At 38.3% G+C, this 16,728-nt stretch carries 17 protein-coding genes; 3 read left to right on the top strand and 14 right to left on the bottom strand.

Annotation, left to right across the window (positions count from 1 at the left end; translation table 11 throughout):
• Positions 1-50 precede the first annotated feature (50 nt).
• The 8 genes from H8S90_RS07325 to H8S90_RS07290 all read right to left on the bottom strand — a co-directional run bounded on the left by H8S90_RS07325 (position 51) and on the right by H8S90_RS07290 (position 7,888).
• Positions 51-1,781, bottom strand: a complete 1,731-nt coding sequence (locus tag H8S90_RS07325; protein WP_187341912.1) for a tetratricopeptide repeat protein — start codon at positions 1,779-1,781, stop codon at positions 51-53.
• Between the two features lie 41 nt (positions 1,782-1,822).
• On the bottom strand, positions 1,823-2,734 hold the full coding sequence (locus H8S90_RS07320; protein ID WP_187341911.1) for a PstS family phosphate ABC transporter substrate-binding protein: 912 nt from the start codon (positions 2,732-2,734) through the stop codon (positions 1,823-1,825).
• A 343-nt stretch (positions 2,735-3,077) separates the two neighbouring features.
• Complete coding sequence (locus tag H8S90_RS07315; protein ID WP_187341910.1) at positions 3,078-3,914, bottom strand: energy transducer TonB; 837 nt, start codon at positions 3,912-3,914, stop codon at positions 3,078-3,080.
• A gap of 45 nt (positions 3,915-3,959) precedes the next feature.
• Positions 3,960-4,466: a biopolymer transporter ExbD gene (locus tag H8S90_RS07310; RefSeq protein ID WP_187341909.1), complete on the bottom strand. Its 507-nt coding sequence runs from the start codon at positions 4,464-4,466 to the stop codon at positions 3,960-3,962.
• 19 nt (positions 4,467-4,485) lie between these two features.
• Complete coding sequence (locus H8S90_RS07305; RefSeq protein WP_187341908.1) at positions 4,486-5,118, bottom strand: biopolymer transporter ExbD; 633 nt, start codon at positions 5,116-5,118, stop codon at positions 4,486-4,488.
• 97 nt (positions 5,119-5,215) lie between these two features.
• Entirely contained in the window at positions 5,216-6,049 is an 834-nt protein-coding gene (locus tag H8S90_RS07300; protein ID WP_187341907.1) for a MotA/TolQ/ExbB proton channel family protein, read from the bottom strand.
• 547 nt (positions 6,050-6,596) lie between these two features.
• Positions 6,597-6,950, bottom strand: a complete 354-nt coding sequence (locus tag H8S90_RS07295; protein WP_187341906.1) for a translation initiation factor — start codon at positions 6,948-6,950, stop codon at positions 6,597-6,599.
• Between the two features lie 62 nt (positions 6,951-7,012).
• Complete coding sequence (locus H8S90_RS07290) at positions 7,013-7,888, bottom strand: diacylglycerol kinase family protein (RefSeq protein ID WP_187341905.1); 876 nt, start codon at positions 7,886-7,888, stop codon at positions 7,013-7,015.
• Between the two features lie 309 nt (positions 7,889-8,197).
• Here H8S90_RS07290 and metK point away from each other — a divergent pair, with 309 nt between their 5' ends.
• Positions 8,198-9,454 (top strand): methionine adenosyltransferase, encoded by a 1,257-nt coding sequence (metK, locus tag H8S90_RS07285; protein ID WP_187341904.1) that lies wholly within the window; start codon positions 8,198-8,200, stop codon positions 9,452-9,454.
• Positions 9,455-9,643: 189 nt separating this feature from the next.
• Positions 9,644-10,378 (top strand): 1-acyl-sn-glycerol-3-phosphate acyltransferase, encoded by a 735-nt coding sequence (locus tag H8S90_RS07280; RefSeq protein ID WP_187341903.1) that lies wholly within the window; start codon positions 9,644-9,646, stop codon positions 10,376-10,378.
• 9 nt (positions 10,379-10,387) lie between these two features.
• On the opposite strand, the gene H8S90_RS07275 is transcribed toward H8S90_RS07280, so the two are convergent.
• Both H8S90_RS07275 and H8S90_RS07270 read right to left on the bottom strand, forming a co-directional pair.
• Entirely contained in the window at positions 10,388-11,518 is a 1,131-nt protein-coding gene (locus H8S90_RS07275) for a glycosyltransferase (RefSeq protein WP_255501853.1), read from the bottom strand.
• On the bottom strand, positions 11,505-12,494 hold the full coding sequence (locus H8S90_RS07270) for a lysylphosphatidylglycerol synthase domain-containing protein (protein ID WP_187341902.1): 990 nt from the start codon (positions 12,492-12,494) through the stop codon (positions 11,505-11,507). The genes H8S90_RS07275 and H8S90_RS07270 overlap by 14 nt, the downstream gene beginning before the upstream one ends.
• A gap of 131 nt (positions 12,495-12,625) precedes the next feature.
• Between H8S90_RS07270 and ruvC the strand changes: the two genes are divergently transcribed.
• On the top strand, positions 12,626-13,195 hold the full coding sequence (gene ruvC / locus H8S90_RS07265) for a crossover junction endodeoxyribonuclease RuvC (protein ID WP_187341901.1): 570 nt from the start codon (positions 12,626-12,628) through the stop codon (positions 13,193-13,195).
• A 39-nt stretch (positions 13,196-13,234) separates the two neighbouring features.
• Here ruvC and H8S90_RS07260 read toward each other — a convergent pair whose 3' ends face one another.
• From H8S90_RS07260 to H8S90_RS07245, 4 genes are all read right to left on the bottom strand, one after another.
• Positions 13,235-13,648 carry an HIT family protein gene (locus tag H8S90_RS07260; protein ID WP_187341900.1) on the bottom strand — a complete coding sequence of 138 codons (414 nt, stop codon included), beginning with the start codon at positions 13,646-13,648 and terminating at the stop codon, positions 13,235-13,237.
• 64 nt (positions 13,649-13,712) lie between these two features.
• Positions 13,713-14,186, bottom strand: coding sequence for a transcription elongation factor GreA (gene greA / locus H8S90_RS07255; protein WP_187341899.1), 474 nt, complete (start codon positions 14,184-14,186; stop codon positions 13,713-13,715).
• A gap of 151 nt (positions 14,187-14,337) precedes the next feature.
• Positions 14,338-15,033, bottom strand: coding sequence for a response regulator transcription factor (locus H8S90_RS07250; protein WP_187341898.1), 696 nt, complete (start codon positions 15,031-15,033; stop codon positions 14,338-14,340).
• Positions 15,034-15,065: 32 nt separating this feature from the next.
• Entirely contained in the window at positions 15,066-16,709 is a 1,644-nt protein-coding gene (locus H8S90_RS07245; RefSeq protein ID WP_187341897.1) for a sensor histidine kinase KdpD, read from the bottom strand.
• Positions 16,710-16,728 lie beyond the last annotated feature (19 nt).

Genomic DNA, 16,728 nt, shown 5'->3' with positions numbered 1-16,728 from the left:
AGAGATGATCTCTCGATGCTTTTTTATAAAAACATTGTTTATTTTTTCACTTACTGCTGTGCGGAAGCATCTGGCTCCAACTGCTCTAGCGTTTGTGTAGCATAAGCATTTCCAGGTTCAGCTTCCAAAGCTTTACGCAAATTCTCGCGAGCCTCCTCGTATTGTTCCTTGTTCACTAAATCTGCTGCAATTACATTATAAGCCTCCGCGATAAAACGACCTGATTTCTGAACGGTTTCGTCATCTTTCGATTGAATTACCTCTAGATACTTTTTGTAATCTGGAACAGCTAATCCCTGAGGGTCTTCAGGGTCTTCCAGTAACGACTTAGTCTTTGCTTTATAAAGATATGCCTCAGGCATTTCAGGAGCTACTTCATTTACCTTCGCAAAGGCGGCATCAGCATCATTCAAGACATCCTTACTAGGTGCCGGCTCATCATTTATATGTGTAGCATAGTTGAAATATTGCGAGAAACCCCAATAGAATAAATCATAATTGTATGTTTTAGACTCTGGAGCTTGTGCTGCTGCCTTAAATAACGCCGCTGAGATATCAAACTTCTTTTCGTTAAAATTTTCCTTCGCAATGTTACTTAAATCTTCTGCCAAACCCCATGTAGTATCCAACTCAACAGCCTTCGTTAAGTTGGCGATACTTTGGCTTAACAACGAAGTGTCTCCTTCTGCTGTAGTATCAGTTGCCTGTCTCACTTCAGATAAACCCAAGAAATAGTAATCCTGAGGAATGACACGATTCTCCTCTACTTTGCTGAAGAAATCTGTTAATGCTTGTTGGCTTTCTGCATAATTTCCATTTTCATAAGCAGCATAACCTAAATAACGCAAAATACGAGGATTTACCTTATCCACCTTAGCCATTTCATTCGCTTGCTCTTCCAAAGCTTGATAATCTTTTGCTTTGATCAAGAAGTCGGCATAACGCATACGGGAATCTAAGGAATAATCTGTTAGATCCATATATTGCTTGTAATATTTCAGGGCTTCCTGAATGCGGCTATCGTAATCTTCAGACTTGGTTGCAAATTGCGCATAAGCGTTATAGGTTTCCGCTAATTCTCTGAAAGCGGGAGCATAGTCCGCATGCTCTGCGGCAATAGCCTGTAGGTCTTCAATCGCTTCCGGAAAAGCCCTTGCCTGTTTGGAAATAATCGTCATCTGCACCCGAGCACGAGTAAATGAATTATCCATATCATAAGCATCCCGGTAGCTACTATACGCATTATTCGCATCTTTTAATCCAAAATACGCATCTCCTAAAGAAGACGGAATTAATGCATCTTTTTGATTGGCTTCTTTAGCTTTCTCTAGATAGGTTAATGCTTTTTTATAATCAGGCTCCTCCAAATGAGGGTTTATATAAGCACGTCCTATATACAGATTTTCCAAGTAATCCTTTTTTTTCAATTTTGCAGTGGCTTCCGTAAACAATTGCTCCGCTCCGCTGGTATTATTTTGGAAAAGCTCTACTGCTCCCAATCCAACTTTGTTCAAGTTTGTTTTTGGGTCTGCTTCCAAACCTTGTTCAAAAATGGTTTTGGCTGAATCAGGATAATCTGTTTGAAGATAGATATCCCCAAGATAAAAGTAGTTTTGTCCATCCTTCGGCTTGTTCTCCACTAAATTCTTCAAAATCGTCTTTGCCTTAGCATACTGCTCTGCATCAATCGCTATCTGAGCATCTTTTAGGCTTTGTGCGTATGCACCAGCAGATGTCATGAAAGCAATAGCAAGACCTACACTTGCTGCTCTTCTTATCATTTTCATTGTTCTTTTTGTTTTTATTTTCAAAGTCTAATTTACTACTTTCTAATAATTATTTCCCTAGAAGGTATACTATCTGGCAATAAACCCGCTTTTAGGATAAGTCTTTGCCCACGCTCTCCATGTAAAAAAGCCGAAAATCCCATACCTACGGCCTTCTTTCCTTGCACATTAATACAGTAAAGTGTCCGCGTGAAGGGATACAAATTTAAAGCCAAATTTGTTTGCGTGGGTTTATAATATGCATCATCGCCCGGTTTTCCCTTTTGATTTCTCACCCCCATAAGTTTTACGTTGTTAACATAATCTATCAAATCATTGGGTGGCTGTACAATCCAATTAACGCCTATCACACCCACGCTTTGTGGATTTTCATTCACATAACGAAGAATATCCGCGCTTGTTTTCATGGCGTATACACCTTGCTCAGGAAGCTTTTCAACTCCGGCTAACTGTCGGAAATAATCAACGGTACTTGAGTTGCTATTATCAAAAACCATTGTCCGAACACCAGCAATATCATTTCCCTTCATTAACCTGACAATCTCGTCAACCGTAATGGTAGAATCTGTATTATTTTTATGCGTAATTACTGCAATAGCGTCCGTTGCAAACTTTACCATTTTAGGATAAATCTTCTTTTTCTTAAAAAATTCAATCTCCTGTTCTGTTAAGGCTCTCGACGTAACCGCTATTTGAGCAGAATCTCTCAATAGGTAATTAATAACCTGATTTTCTGGCATTGAAACCATAGTAAGTTCGGTATTTGTATAACTACTTTGAAACACGTTTAACTGATCTTCAACAATAGGAGCTATCGTTTCATCTACCAACACTTTTGCCCTGCCCATTAGAATCCCTACTTTATCTTTCGAAGGTGCATCATTGCAAGAAACAAAAACTACAATAAAGCTTATCAAACTCAAAAAAACCGCTAACTGCTTATTCATCACGTTTAGGTGCTCCAAAATGTAAATTTACAAAAAAACAACAACAATATCACTTGCTCTTAATTTTTTTAAGATCATTTTTCGAAAAAGGCAAACTTACTCTTTATCAACTCTTTGGTTGCGCCATAAACGTGCAAATCGTATAAAGGAATATACAATCAGTAATAATCCAAACAAAATACGATACGTTCTATCGAGTGTCAAAGGAAAGTCTTTCCAAAAAATAATGATAAGACCCAACACAAAATAAAAAGCGAACATGCTCAGGCCCAAAATAGACAAAAATCGCTTTGTGGGCGATTTCCGTCTATAAGTAATATTATTTCTCTTTTCAGGCATGAAATTACATTCCTTGAAGATTCAACTTGATAGGCAATGAATAGGATACACGCACGGGACGCCCATTCTGTATGCCCGGCTTCCATTTTGGGGAGGCCTTTAACATCCTCACAGCCTCTTCTCCGGTTCCGTACTTCAAGTCACGTAACACTTTAATATCAGTTAAAGAACCATCACGTTCTACTACGAAAGACACGTGTATTGAACCATTTACACCCTGTTCTTTTGCCATTTGCGGATAGTTATAGTTTTTACCTACCCATTTATAGAACTCTTGCATCCCCCCAGGGAAAGTAGGCTGAACCTCTACTGCGTTGAAATCCATCACACCAGAACCTTCTTCCGTTACCTGCGCATCCTTTGGTCCTTCTCCTACAGGCATATCGATCCGAATATCAGCTGTAGGATCTCCTGCAATTGTTTTTGGACCCGGATCTGCCTTCTTCAGATCTTCCACCGTTGGAGGTTCCTCGTCACGTACCTCTTCCGCAGGCACCACCTTCATCGGAGGCATCCTTACTTGGTCAACACGTGGGGGTGGCGGCTCCACCGGAGGCGGCGGAGGTGGTTCTTCCTCATTTACTGGAGGTGGTTCTGATAATACCACTTCGGTTTCAATAATTTCTTCAGGAGCATCATCCACTTGATCTCCCCTTATGGCCTTTATAATCATAGGTGAAGTCACCAATCCTACGAACAGAAGCACACCTATCAGCAGTGCTCTTGCGGTATATTTAGAGGAGACTGCACGTAGATCATAAGCACCGTAGGCTTTATTTCGTCCAGCGAAGACGAGATCAAGCCATTGTGTTTTAAATATATCTAATTTAGACCCTAACATGTTTTTATTTTATTGTGTGAATTGCTTTTTCAACAACGCTCACTATTAATTAATTCCTTGCTCCTTCAACAGCTCAACTTCAGCTTCACCGATATCACCAATAGTATATTGCGTCGCATTCACGATTTTCATCTCATCAAGAATATCAACCAAATTGCGATAGTTAGAAGTTTCTGCAGGTCTAATGATCACAATCAACCCTTTGCCCGTTGCCGCCTGTACACTTTTTAATTTCTCTAAGAGAACAGGTCGAATACCATTCTTACCATAATCCACAACTGTTGGTCCGTCGATAGGATTTTCCAATTGTCCCATATAATAAGCGATCTTATTATTCGCTCCCAAGAGTACAGTCATACTTCTGTTATCGGCAACTTCAAGATTATCATCTTTGTTTTCCTTATCCTTGTCTGGCATAGCCACATCCATCGCATGGGGTTTGGCCAGGGATGTTGTCAACATGAAAAACGTAATCAACAAGAAGGCCAAGTCAACCATGGCTGTTAAGTCAACCCTGGGCTGCTGTTTACCACCGGTATTTAATTCTGCCATTTTTTAATTCTTTTTATTGTTAATTACCGTAATCCTCTGTTCTAAGATTAGTTACCAAACTAAACTTATTAATTTTCTGTCCCTGAAGAATATCAATAGCCTTTTTAATTGCTGGGTACTGTTCTTTTGCATCTCCCTTGATAGCAACCCGCATTTCTGCATTATTGACTTCCTTCGTCGCATAACGAGCAGCTATAATCCATTCGTGTAGTTCAGAAGGATTATTACCTGTCGAGTCACTAGGAATTCCCGGTTGTAACCCAGGTTTTCCACGCTCGTTGTTATCCATGGCGATAATCTGCTTTAGGTTTCCCATCGGCACTCCGAACCCTTCCATCAACGAAAAGCGCTCTTTCTCTTGCTGTGAAAAGCCTATGCTATACTTTTCAGACATTCTTTCCAGCATACGTACCCTTACATTTGGTCCAGTTACTCCGAAAAACATCTTTCCATTGTCACCAATGGTAATTGTTCCCAAATTTCCGTCGGGCACCTTAATCTGTACAGTAGATGCCGGAGTATCTACTGGTAAAGGCTCAGGCTGACGGGCTGTTGCTGTAAGAATAAAGAATGTTAAAAGCAGGAACGACACGTCACACATCGCGGTCATATCGATGGTGGTGCTTGCTCTTTTTACTTTAATCTTTGGCATCTCTTTACATTTATAAGTTAAATAAAAATCTCTTGTTTACTATTATGATGCAAGCCCCATCACTTTTCCATAAATAACATGGAGCTTTTTTTCATTTTTATTTATGCTTAGAAGCGTAAGTCTGTACGATTGAGAAACCAGCCTCGTCAATTGAATAAGTTAGTTTATCAATTTTTGAAGTAAACACGTTATACATTACGATAGCGATGGTAGAAGTAAAGATACCCGTTGCAGTATTGATCAAAGCTTCCGAAATACCGTTCGCAAGTTCCGCCTGATCAGGGGCCCCACCGGTTGCCAACGCCGCAAAGGCCTTGATCATACCTGTTACCGTTCCCAATAGACCAGTTAATGTACCGATAGAAACCAGTGTAGCGATAACAGTTAAGTTCTTCTCTAACATAGGCATCTCCAATGCTGTTGCCTCTTCTATCTCTTTCTGAATAGCTACTACCGAGTGTTCTGTATCCAAGGTGCTATCTACAGAAGCTTCTTTGTATTTAAGCAAACCTGATTTTATAACATTTGCCACAGACCCTTTTTGCTTGTCGCACTCGCTGATAGCTGCATCGATATTTCCAGCCGAAAGGTAACCTTGTATTCTGGTAACGAATGCATCCACATTTCCTTTTCCTGAGGCTCTGTTGATAACGAAGAAACGTTCAAACGAGAATACGATAACCATCAATAAGAGACCTAACAATACTGGAACCACATATCCTGCCTTATAAACCATTCCAAAATAGTTTCCTGGAAGCGGCTGTCCATTTTCCGGATCACCCCCTTCAAAGTTCGCGGGATCACCCATGACGAACTTCCATACTAAAGCTCCAATAATAAAACAGATGATAATTGCCAGACTTGCAAATACGTTAGAACCTTTTGAGCTGCTCTCTTTTTTAGCTGGGGTTGGTTTTGGTGCGTTTGCCATTTTTTTGATTTTTTAGTTTTTAGTTTTATGGATTAATTTTAATTGTACAATAAACACTTTGCCTTATCGTGATTTTTCTAGAAGGCAAAAGCAAATTTATAATTTTAGATTAAAAAACAAATTTCTGTAATATTAACTTTTTAACTCTAGCTCTCTTTTCAACGTGCAACAGCGGCATCAACGCATTAAAAAGAACGTCCTCTTTATATTCATCTACCATTTTTGGGAGACAATATTTTACAATAAAAACTATTTTTTTTTGTAATTGCAAATTAATGACACAAAAAAACGGCGGTATCGGTAATTCTTACTAGGAAGAAAAGCGGAAACCTTCAATTTTTCACAAATTTCAATACATCCATAATTAATTATCACTCAACACCCTATAGATAGTGTAAAATAAACACTATCTATAGCTGTTTTTTTTATATTTTATATAATCAACATAATAAACCAACGTTTGCAGTACGCACTACTAAACGACAACTCCTCAGGTATATTGTCTTTCAGCAAAAAAAGCTTACGATTTCTGTAAAAGCTTATTGGTTTAGCTTCCAACTTGTTTTACTTTGTACCCCTCATTAAGCAGAATCGTTGCCACCTTCACCTTGAAGTCGCCTTGAATCAACACTTGTCCATCCTTAACCGTTCCTCCCACACCACATTTATTTTTCAAGAGTTTTCCCAAAGCTAGCAAGTCGTCATCCCGCCCGACAAAGCCCGTAACAATTGTTACGGATTTCCCCGCTCGTTGCCTTTTGTCCAAAGTAACACGTAACTGTTGTTCTCCTGGAGTTAGCGTCTCCAAATCACCGTTATCTTGACCATCTGTTGAATAAGAATAATTCTCGTCGGTTGAATACACAATGCCTGTATATTGTTGTTTCTTTCGTTTCGTCATATATTATGCTATTTTATTTTATCGCAGTTGTAAAATTAAGTTAGGCAAACGCTTATTAAGCCTCAGCACACCACTTTCAACGATGAGGGTAACACCTGTATAGAAAGCTTCTCTTCCAAGTCGATAGGTTCACCATCTAAATGCACCGGACCGCTTTTTGGTCGCTCGATCAAAATACGCTTTCCTTTAATGATTTCTACATACTCGGATTGATTTGCTGTTCGGCTAAACAGATGATAAATCATTACCGGAAACTGGATTAAGGGAAACTGCTTTATAATGCACACATCCAGCAAACCGTCTTCTGCAGATGCCTGTGGTGCAACATAAGCGTTGTTACCATACTGAGGGGAATTGGCAATGCTTATCATGAATGCCTCCCTTTCCATCTGCTTTCCGTCGATATTCAGCTTATATTTTAATGCCTTATACGTACTGATTTCCTCCAACACCACTTTAAGATATCCCACCGGGCCCCTTGTATTATTCTCCGCAAAGCGATTACTGATCAATGCATCAAAGCCCATACCCGCCATATTAAAAAATGCCCTTTCGTTTACCAGTCCGCTATCAATCGTAATGATGTTAAAAGCATTTATCTTTTTAATGGCCTGTCCAACGTCAGATGATATTCCGAGATAACGGGCCAAGCCATTACCCGAACCCTCAGGCACAATAGCCAAAGGCACTGTTGTACCGATAAGCTCTTTGGCAATTTCATTGATAGTACCATCTCCTCCAACCGCAACTACAAGATCTACATTTTTTTCTATCGCTTGCTTTGTTAATTCGGAAGCATGATTGACACGTGCCGTCATTCGAAATTCTGCTTCAAATAAGTTGTTATCCAAGTATTTTTCAGCTAATCTGGCAAAACCTTTTTTGTTTTTTCCACCCGATATCGGATTAATGATGAACTGTATACGCCTTTTTTCCATGGATCAACTTTTGTACTTCTTGTAAACAAAAATACTTCATATTTTTAGTTTCCTAAAAGTTATGACGATCATTTCTATCGAAAGCATTCTTAACTTATCGTACGAAGCGTTTCTTTATTAAAAAAATGAATTGTACTTTTGCATAGTAAAATGTGGAATGATTTGCGTGCCAATGATACGGCGAGATTGCAACCACAGTAAAAAAGTGCTAAAAACTGCCTTTCTGATCTGTTTTACACTCCATAGATTTACTTAAGATTTTTTATACCGATAATAACTATAACAATTACATTGAAAACACCATAATTTATGCCATATTTATTCACTTCAGAATCCGTTTCGGAAGGACATCCAGATAAAATAGCAGATCAAATTTCAGATGCGTTAATTGACAATTTTTTAGCATGGGACCCTGACTCCCGTGTGGCCGTGGAAACATTGGTTACTACCGGTCAGGTCGTATTAGCAGGAGAAGTAAAGTCGCGCACCTACCTAGACGTTCAAAAAATAACCAGGTCGGTCATCGAAAAAATTGGCTACACGAAATCTGCCTATATGTTCGAAGCTAACTCCTGCGGCATATTATCAGCTATACATGAACAATCGGCCGATATTAACCAAGGGGTGGATAGGGTAGAAAAAGAAAACCAAGGTGCCGGCGATCAAGGGATCATGTTTGGATATGCCAATAAAGAAACTGACAACCTGATGCCATTAGCCTTAGATTTATCCCATAAACTGTTATATGAGTTAGCCGCTTTACGACGGGAAAATAAAGAAATTACTTATTTGCGTCCTGATGCTAAAGCACAGGTAACGATTGCTTACGACGACAATCATACACCCTTGCGCATAGACACGATTGTAGTTTCTACGCAACACGATGAATTTGACAATGAAGAGGCTATGCTCTCCAGGATCAAACAAGACATTATTCACATCTTAATCCCCCGTGTGAAATCACAATTGAAACCAGAACTACAGCTGTTATTTAACCATGATATTACCTACCACATCAATCCTACCGGAAAGTTTGTGATTGGAGGTCCACATGGAGATACCGGCCTAACCGGCAGAAAGATTATTGTAGACACCTATGGAGGAAAAGGTGGCCACGGCGGTGGAGCTTTTTCTGGCAAAGACCCTTCAAAGGTGGACCGCTCAGCTGCTTATGCCGCCCGTCACATCGCTAAAAATCTTGTGGCTGCTGGCGTCGCTGATGAAATTCTTGTACAACTTTCTTATGCCATAGGCGTAAAAGATCCCATGGGCATCTATGTAAACACCTATGGAAAAAGCAACCTGACATTTTCTGATGGCGAAATTGCTGAAAAGATTAAAGCGCTATTCGACTTAACCCCATATGCCATAGAAACGAGGCTTAAATTACGCAACCCTATATATGCTGAAACAGCGGCATACGGGCACATGGGGCGCGAGCCGCGTACCGTAAGTAAAACCTTCGAAAACACTGCTGGTGAAACAAAAACCATGGAAGTTGAACTATTCACTTGGGAGAAGCTTGATTTTATTGAACCGATAAAAAAAGCTTTCGATTTGTCATAGCGTGATGCAGTACTTTCCCAAATGAAGTAGAAAAGCCTGACTATGCACAATAATCAGGCTTTTCTACTTTTAGTTATATTAAAATAAATATTATTTTTGCCAAGCCTTTTATTCATCGCCATTACTTTAATTGGCGGTAGCCTAGGTGTTCTTGAATACGTAAACTAATTGCATGTTAATAATCTTCTTATGCGTAAACTCTTTGGATATATATTAACACCGCTTCACTATGTATATTTCGGACTTATTTTGGTTGTATTTCACCCCATACAATGGCTTAGTCTGAAATTAGGCGGGTATAATACGCACAAGAAATCTGTTGATATACTCAATTTGTTTTTAACGAGCAGCTACTACTTATTGGGTAACACTGTAAAGTTTATCAATACGCAACAGTTACCAACTAATCGTTCCATTATATTTATCGTAAATCATCAGAGCATGTATGACATACCTCCATTAATTTATTTCCTAAGGAAACATCATGCTAAGTTTATCTCTAAAATTGAATTAGCTAAAGGTATTCCTAGCATATCTTTTAATTTAAAGTATGGGGGTGCCGCCAATATAGATAGAAGAGACCCTAAACAATCTATTGCTGAGATCTTGAAGTTGGCCAACAATATGAAAGTCAAAACATGGTCGACCGTAATTTTTCCGGAGGGCACACGGTCTAAAACCGGTGTGATGAAGCCCTTTGCTATAGGAGGTATTGCCACCATACTAAAAAAAGTACCCGAAGCCTTGGTTGTACCTATCGCAATCAATAATTCGTGGAAAATGGTTAAATACGGCATGTACCCCTTAAACACATTTAATGTGATGACCTGGGAGGTACTAAGTCCTATTGAGCCTAAGGGACTAACGGCGGAAGAAGTAGTTAAAAATACAGAGGAAGTTATTAGAGCAAAATTAACGGTTTAACAAGGACGATTACTTTACCATCCTTCCCTTCCAATAATATTTCCCTGTATTTCCGGCAATGCCGATATAGACAATATAACATACGTGTATCACGCTCAACAGAGGGAGGTTCCACAATAGCTTTTTCCGATCGGCAAACCGTGTTAAAGGTACCATAAAACAAAGTTCTATCAATATTTTTGCAGACAGCGCTACAAAAAACACATAAGCAAATGATGGCTGAAACAAACTAAATAATCCGCTCAGCAGAATTAGCAGATTAAACAACCATATCACAATCCCCAAGAGTACTACACCTTTATTTTTATATCGAGTGCTCTTAGACGCCCATCTTTTCCGCTGTCTAATAAATTCTCTTACGTTTTCTTTAGCCTCTGTATAAACTACAGCCTCCCTTGCCTTACAAAAACCGATACTCGAAGGATATCTTTCGGCTACTTTATGTAAAAACAATTCGTCGTCGCCACTAGCTAGATCATCTATGCCTTGAAAACCACCCAACTCGTAGAATACATCGCGTCTATACGCCAAATTGGCACCATTGCAGGTGGAAGCCTTATTAATACCGATAGAAGCGCCCCCAAGCCCTATGAGATAAAGAAACTCCAAGGTCTGTAGCCGTTCGAAATAGCTCTTTTCTTTATAATAGATCACTGGAGACGATATCAGTTTAAACTTCTTTTCTTCATACAAAGTAACAATCGCCCGAAGCCAATGTTCACCCATATAGCAATCTGCATCAGTAGCCACCATAAGTTCACCTTTAGCAACGGCTATGGCCTTAGTAATAGCCTTCTTTTTATAAGAGTTCAATTTTTGCGGTTCATTCAACTGGATTAGCCGAACACCTTTTTCTGCATAAGAAGCGATAATAGCGCTAGTATTATCCGTAGAGTGATCATCTACAACAATAAGTTCAACTAAATTCCTTGGGTAATCCTGAGCTAGAATGGCTTCAATGGTAGCCGCTATGTTTTGCTCCTCATTACGTGCAGCAATCAATACCGTCACTATCGTTTTTACCTCTTTAGCTTCAAAAGGCTGATGTACGGGAAGCTTTAACCATCCTCTGCGGAGCACAAGCACTATATATACATAACATATGCTTAAAATAGCTGTGATACTACTAACGATTACCAAAGAAATTAATTTTAAAAACAAATACTGAACCTATAATTGCCGGAATGATCAAATTAACAAACCAAATAGCCGCGGCAGACGCCATTACCGCCAATTCTTGTGTTGTAATATATGCAAATAGGTAACCAGCTGTTAAACTGCGTACACCGACATCCAACAAATCTAATGAAGGAATTGCAGATTGAATAAAAAATAAGATAAAAACCATCATAACCATGGCGAATATGGGCATATCAGCAATTAACACCTGCATAATAAAGACATACTGAGAGGTAAAAACGACGAATCTCGCGAAGGATAAGGCAAATACACGCGCAAGCTTCTTCGTTTTATATCTAGCCAATAGCGAAAAAAAACGCTGCACTTTAGCAAAGATTCGATATTTTTTAATAAAGCCATGTAATAGGCTTATTCTAAAGTACATCAAAAGTAATACCAGGGAAAACAAAAATGCTAATACATAACCGCCTAGATATATCAGTAAAGGAATATCCCAGTATTTAGAAACAAACCATAAAAACGCCCAAACGCCCACAATATTGGTTATAATCATTTGTGCGAAGGCGCCAACAGCCATTGCTACAACACCGAAAATCCTTTTCCTGGGTTGAAGAAAAAATACCCTGCCTCCATATTCCCCTATCCTATTCGGCGTAAAAATTGCCCAACTTAACCCACAAAAAACCGATTCTACCGCCTTCCAGAAACTAATATGTTCAATAGGTTTACATAAATATTGCCACTTTACGCATTCCAACAGCCAATTAATTAACATTAAAGCCAAAAGAATACCAATAGTTATCACTATTACGTCTGGCTCCAATTTAGCCAAGAGCAAATTAAATTCGAGGAGATTTTGATTATCGTTGAGTTTCTTATAAACAAACCATACAATTAATAAAAGGATACACCCTTTTATTATAGCGCTCAATATTTTCTTATGCTGAGGGGCCAATGATATTCTTATTTCCTGCAATGTTAACAAATTATGTTTACATGCCGTTCACAATTGCGACATATTAACGTAATTATTATCCAACTTTCTACCTTTTTACGATAAGGTACTTGACTTGCTATTTATCGATTTAATCTTCGTAATATTGCAGTATGTTGCAGCAAGATCTATCAGAACGAATCATTTTAGGTATTGACCCGGGGACCAAAGTGATGGGCTACGGTTTGATAAAAGAAAAAGGAAAAAAGCTTACCTTGATTAGCCTTGGAATAGTGAAGCTCGGACATTTAGATAATCAGGCCTTAAAGCTTGCAAGAATTTTTGAAAAAACGACTGCATTAATTGAACAGTACGCCCCCGATTGCATGGCCTTAGAAGATCCTTTTTATGGAAAAAACATACAGGTAATTCTAAAATTGGGCAGAGCTCAAGGTGTTGCTATGGCCGCTGCTTTATCAAAAAAAATTGAAATCGCCGAATATGCTCCCCGTAAAATAAAACAATCCGTTACCGGTAATGGCAATGCCTCCAAAGAGCAGGTAGCTGCTATGCTAAAAACACTTTTAGCTTTCAAAGAAAACCCACAGTTTCTGGATGCTACAGACGGCTTAGCTGTGGCCGTATGTCACGCCTTTCAGGGAATAACAGCCGGAAGCAAAACCAATAAAAGCTATACTGGCTGGGACGCGTTCGTAAAAGACAACGTGCACCGTTTAAAATAGGGATTTTATACTTAAACCTTCTCTTTGAAGAATAAACAGTTAATTGTTGCTCGTTAAGTCTGCTAAAGCCTGTCTTATCCTCTCCGCATGCTCGCTTAGTGTTTCATCATCTATCGTGAGCTTTTCTTTAGAAAAGTTGATATCGCCTATTTCATTAATAGGAACTAAATGTATATGAGCATGCGGAACCTCCAAGCCTACAACTGCAACACCAACCTTTTCACAAGGAAATGCCACTTTGATGCCCTGGGCTACAATTTTAGCAAACATCCATATACCCATATAATTCGCGTCGTCGATATCAAAAATATAATCTGTTTCCTTTTTCGGTATTACCAAAACGTGCCCCTCAGCTAAAGGGCTGTTATCTAAAAACGCTAAAAAATCATTGGATTCAGCAACTTTATGAGCTGGTATTTCTCCGGAAACAATCTTTGAAAAAATAGTTGACATATTATTCGTTCGTTTTTGTTGCTATTGTGCGGTTATGGCAAGACCCGCACATAACCGCTTTATTCTATCGCGAAATTTCTAATATTTCAAATTCAATCTTACCTGCTGGCACCTCTATTTCGGCCTTATCACCTACAGATTTACCTAAAAGTCCTTGGGCAATAGGCGATTTAACCGAAATCTTCCCTGATTTCAAGTCAGCTTCTGTCTCTGACACCAATTGATATGTCATGACAGCACCATTTTTTGTGTTTTTTAGTTTCACAATAGACAATGCCAACACTTTTGAAGTATCGAGCTTTGATTCGTCAATTAGTCTAGCATTTGCCAAAACTTCTTCTAACTTAGCTATCTTTGCTTCATGTAGCCCTTGCGCTTCCTTTGCGGCATCATACTCGGCATTTTCAGACAGGTCTCCTTTATCTCTTGCTTCGGCGATAGCCTTTGCGATAGACGCCCGCCCTTCCGTCTTTAAGAATTGAAGTTCCTCCTTAAGCTTTTCCAGTCCCTCTTTGCTATAATAAGTTATATCTGCCATAAAAAATAATACATTAATAATGGTTATAGTCTAAAAAATAAGCAAGACCATACCTTTTCAATTGAGTATGGTCTTGCTGAGTTGTCTACGAAGATAATTTGTTTTTACTTAAAAAACAAATCATCAAAAGCGTTTAACAGCTCTTTACATTTTACTCCTGTTTCTCTGCCACAAATTTATAACCCATACCTCTTACCGTTTGTAAATGTTCTGGCTTATCGGGGTTCGTCTCTATTTTCTTTCTTAATCGCACAATATGCATATCCAGGGTGCGGGTATTCACATTAGAACTATATCCCCAAACAACTTGCATTAATTCATCTCGACTTATTACACGATCGATATTCTGCAGGAAATACAGCAATATCCTGTTTTCTAATATGGTAAGTTCTATCTTCTTCCCCTCCCGTATTAAGGAGTGCGTATTAGGATGATGTTCAGTATTTCCAAAAAACAAACTATCGTTCGTATTGCTCAAAAAGAACTTCACCTTATTTTCAATCATCGCGATCAATACGTCCATATTAAAAGGTTTAGTGATATAATCTGACACACCGAAACTATATGCGTCGATTTTATCTACATCCTGTGACTTAGCAGTCATCATAATGATTAAATTATTAAAGCCTGCCTTTCTTAAATTTGCACAAACCTCCGAGCCCTGCCTTCCTGGTAACATCCAATCCAATAAAACGATATCTGGTTTTTGATCTAAAATTAATGTTTCGGCATCTTTTCCGTTAGCAGCCTGTATCACCTGATAATGCTCAGATTCTAAGCGGTGAACCACCAAAAACCGAAGATTTTCATCGTCTTCAATTACAGCAATTTTTGTGTTTTTTTGCATAATACTAATTTCTGGGCTGTTATATTTAACTATTATTCTGTATAAGGAAGTACTACGGTAAATGTAGAGCCCTTCCCTTCAGCACTTTTAACCTGGATCTCACCATCCATAAAGTTTATCAGTTCCTTACAAAAAGCCAGGCCCAACCCTACACTACCTTGTTGATTATATTGGCTCTTTACTCGATAAAATTTTTTAAAAATATTCGCAAGTTCTCTCCTGGGTATTCCTATCCCCTTATCAACAAACTTAAACATTATTTGCTTTTTTTGTTTAAAAATTGTGATTTTTAAACTTTTCTTTCCTACTTCAGAATATTTATACGCGTTATCGATCAAATTCTGAAAAACACTTCCCAATAAGACTCTATCAGTTTTAAAAGATAATACCTCCTCAACAGCACATTGCAGATCAAAATCAGCATATTTTAACTTGTAGCTATCAATGATACGCTCGCAAAATTCCTTTAAATCGACTTGCTCATACTTCAATTTAATGGCTTTGTTTTCAATTTGTGTAAACGACAGCAAGGTATTGAGTAAATTATTGAGTTTGTCCGATTCTTCATCCAAAATTTTCCCATAATGCTTTCTAGCATCTTCTTTAAGCTCTTTTGCACTATAAATATTATTCCCTGCAATTTTTATCACACTAACCGGTGTTTTAAATTCATGTGTCAAATTGTTAACGAAATCATATTGCAGTTTAAACATTCGGTTGTTGAAGCTTATGTTGCGATAAATCAAATAGCCTATAATAAACAATACTATATAACCCAATGAAATAACTAAAGCTAATGGCAAAAACCGCTTATTAACTTCTTTAACTAGATAGCTTCTGTTAGAGCTGAAGTATAACTTATACGCTGCAAGTGCACCTGGCAAGGACGTTTCTGTTGTCAGAAGGTCGGGATCGGTATCTAAAGTAGCATAAAACAGCGGTTTTATTTCAATCTTTTCATAAAGTTCAGGATGATTATTCTGCAATTTCAATCCTATTGGATCAATGAAATAGGTAAATATATCTTGCTCATATGCTGATGTATTTTTCAAATCTCCCCTAAGAATTTTTTTATATGCTTTTATATCTTCCTTTCTAGGAATATTCATGTAGGTAATTTTTCCAGGCACAACCGTGTAAAAGAATTTGTTGATTTCATCGTTATCGATACTTCTGGAAGTATCGGCAATCTCCATGAAATTCACTAGTTTACTTGCCATACTATTAAAATTATCGGCAATACCTAAACTAAGTTCATGACCACTACTATCCTGAAAAATCACCTCTCCTGTAGCCCGTTTATTATCAAATTGATAAACCGCTTTGGGTGTTACTGCTAAGCCAGCACTGTTTTGGCTAACGTTGACATCAAAAAATAAAATGCGTCTAACAAACTCAAATTTTTTTAAGACAGAGTCCGCATAAACAGCGGCTCCCGCAGAATCCAAGTAACCCTGATAAAAAGACACCTCAGGTATTTTGTTAAAAAAAAAGTCATTATAAGACGCTATATTCTCTTCTAATACATCTACTTTCCTTCCAACAAATTCGTTTTCAACAACCTTACGGACATATTTTTTTGCGAACCCCATTGCCATGATAAAGATCATAGATGCCAATATTGCAAAGGTCACAATAAGCCAATAGTTTTTCCTATATTGATAAGCTCTTGCCATAATATTGTTAATTCTAAGG

This window comes from Olivibacter sp. SDN3, assembly GCF_014334135.1.
In the GTDB taxonomy this organism is placed as follows: Bacteria; Bacteroidota; Bacteroidia; order Sphingobacteriales; family Sphingobacteriaceae; genus Olivibacter.
The sequence above is the reverse complement of the archived record's forward strand: the minus strand, read 5'-3'. Positions and strand labels throughout refer to the sequence as shown.

Bases quoted from the DNA above. Each gene is read 5' to 3' on its own strand.
- H8S90_RS07325 (WP_187341912.1), bottom strand. From the start codon at position 1,781: ATGATAAGAAGAGCAGCAAGTGTAGGTCTTGCTATTGCTTTCATGACA.
- H8S90_RS07320 (WP_187341911.1), bottom strand. From the start codon at position 2,734: ATGAATAAGCAGTTAGCGGTTTTTTTGAGTTTGATAAGCTTTATTGTA.
- H8S90_RS07315 (WP_187341910.1), bottom strand. From the start codon at position 3,914: ATGTTAGGGTCTAAATTAGATATATTTAAAACACAATGGCTTGATCTC.
- H8S90_RS07310 (WP_187341909.1), bottom strand. From the start codon at position 4,466: ATGGCAGAATTAAATACCGGTGGTAAACAGCAGCCCAGGGTTGACTTA.
- H8S90_RS07305 (WP_187341908.1), bottom strand. From the start codon at position 5,118: ATGCCAAAGATTAAAGTAAAAAGAGCAAGCACCACCATCGATATGACC.
- H8S90_RS07300 (WP_187341907.1), bottom strand. From the start codon at position 6,049: ATGGCAAACGCACCAAAACCAACCCCAGCTAAAAAAGAGAGCAGCTCA.
- H8S90_RS07295 (WP_187341906.1), bottom strand. From the start codon at position 6,950: ATGACGAAACGAAAGAAACAACAATATACAGGCATTGTGTATTCAACC.
- H8S90_RS07290 (WP_187341905.1), bottom strand. From the start codon at position 7,888: ATGGAAAAAAGGCGTATACAGTTCATCATTAATCCGATATCGGGTGGA.
- metK (WP_187341904.1), top strand. From the start codon at position 8,198: ATGCCATATTTATTCACTTCAGAATCCGTTTCGGAAGGACATCCAGAT.
- H8S90_RS07280 (WP_187341903.1), top strand. From the start codon at position 9,644: ATGCGTAAACTCTTTGGATATATATTAACACCGCTTCACTATGTATAT.
- ruvC (WP_187341901.1), top strand. From the start codon at position 12,626: ATGTTGCAGCAAGATCTATCAGAACGAATCATTTTAGGTATTGACCCG.
- H8S90_RS07260 (WP_187341900.1), bottom strand. From the start codon at position 13,648: ATGTCAACTATTTTTTCAAAGATTGTTTCCGGAGAAATACCAGCTCAT.
- greA (WP_187341899.1), bottom strand. From the start codon at position 14,186: ATGGCAGATATAACTTATTATAGCAAAGAGGGACTGGAAAAGCTTAAG.
- H8S90_RS07250 (WP_187341898.1), bottom strand. From the start codon at position 15,033: ATGCAAAAAAACACAAAAATTGCTGTAATTGAAGACGATGAAAATCTT.
- H8S90_RS07245 (WP_187341897.1), bottom strand. From the start codon at position 16,709: ATGGCAAGAGCTTATCAATATAGGAAAAACTATTGGCTTATTGTGACC.